Consider the following 1,084-nt stretch of genomic DNA (forward strand, 5'->3'; position numbering starts at 1 on the left):
CGGACGTTGTGATCGGTGATGAGGATGCCGATTTTGCGATCGCGCAGTTTAGCAATAATGGTTTGAATTTCGTCTACGGCGATCGGATCGACGCCTGCAAACGGTTCGTCTAAAAATAGGAACATCGGCCCGTCTCGCCCAGCCGCTAAGGCTCTGGCTAATTCTGTCCGCCGCCTTTCTCCCCCCGAGATTTGAATTCCCAAACTAGATGCTATTTTTTCTAAGCGAAATTCTTGCAACAGGAAATCGACTCGCTCGCGCCATTCCCAGCGCGGCACTTGAGTTTGTTCTAGGACTAACAAAATGTTGTCGCGCACGCTCATGTTCCTGAAAATGCTTGCTTCTTGAGCCAGATAGCCAATTCCCAAATGCGCTCGCTGGTGCATCGCCAATTTCGTGATGTCTAAATCATTGAGCCAAACGGTGCCTTGATTTGGTTTTTCTAATCCGGTTGCTATGTAAAATGTTGTGGTTTTGCCGGCACCGTTGGGGCCGAGCAGTCCTACTATTTCTCCTTGGGCTACCGAAAGGTTGACGCGACTAACTACATTGCGTTTTCCGTAGGATTTGTGAATATTTTCGAGTACAATTTTCATTTTCGCTCCCGGCAACCTCTACAAGCTAAATTTCAGACTGCAGCTTTGTGCGATCGAGTCTCAAGTTGATATTTTACAATCTCCAGCTTTTTAGTTTTTGCAAGACGAAATTTCGCATCTATCCCAAGTAGTATGTTTTTACCGATGCGAAATTTCGCTGCCACCAGCTATTTTTACCTGGGAGCTGTTGGGGGGCTTGCGGGCGGTTTAACAGCGGGCTGAGGATTTACTGGGGGACGTTCGGAGCCAACTGCATTTTGGGCTGCTGCATCTTGCTCTGGGGCAACCAGATAGACCGATTCTACCTGTCCTGGGTTGTCTGGCAGGGCAATAAACCGCCCTTCGTCGATGAGGTATGTTATGGTTTCACCGCGCAGGCTGTTGCCCTGCTGCAAGACGTAAACATCTCCGCTGAGAATGATCCGGCGCTCGCGGCTGAAGTATTGAGCTTGAGCTGCGGTTGCTTGTATTTGGCGGGCTGGATAGTT

General features: G+C 49.4%; 2 protein-coding genes. Both read right to left on the reverse strand.

Annotation, left to right across the window (positions count from 1 at the left end; genetic code table 11):
- Positions 1-596 (reverse strand): LPS export ABC transporter ATP-binding protein (gene lptB, locus ACUVJL_RS37325; protein WP_445250423.1); only part of this gene is annotated, 596 nt, incomplete at its 3' end.
- Between the two features lie 173 nt (positions 597-769).
- Positions 770-1,084 (reverse strand): LptA/OstA family protein (locus tag ACUVJL_RS37330; protein ID WP_445250424.1); only part of this gene is annotated, 315 nt, incomplete at its 5' end.

The sequence above is a fragment of the Microcoleus sp. OTE_8_concoct_300 genome (assembly GCF_031383065.1).
Lineage (GTDB): Bacteria > Cyanobacteriota > Cyanobacteriia > Cyanobacteriales > Microcoleaceae > Microcoleus.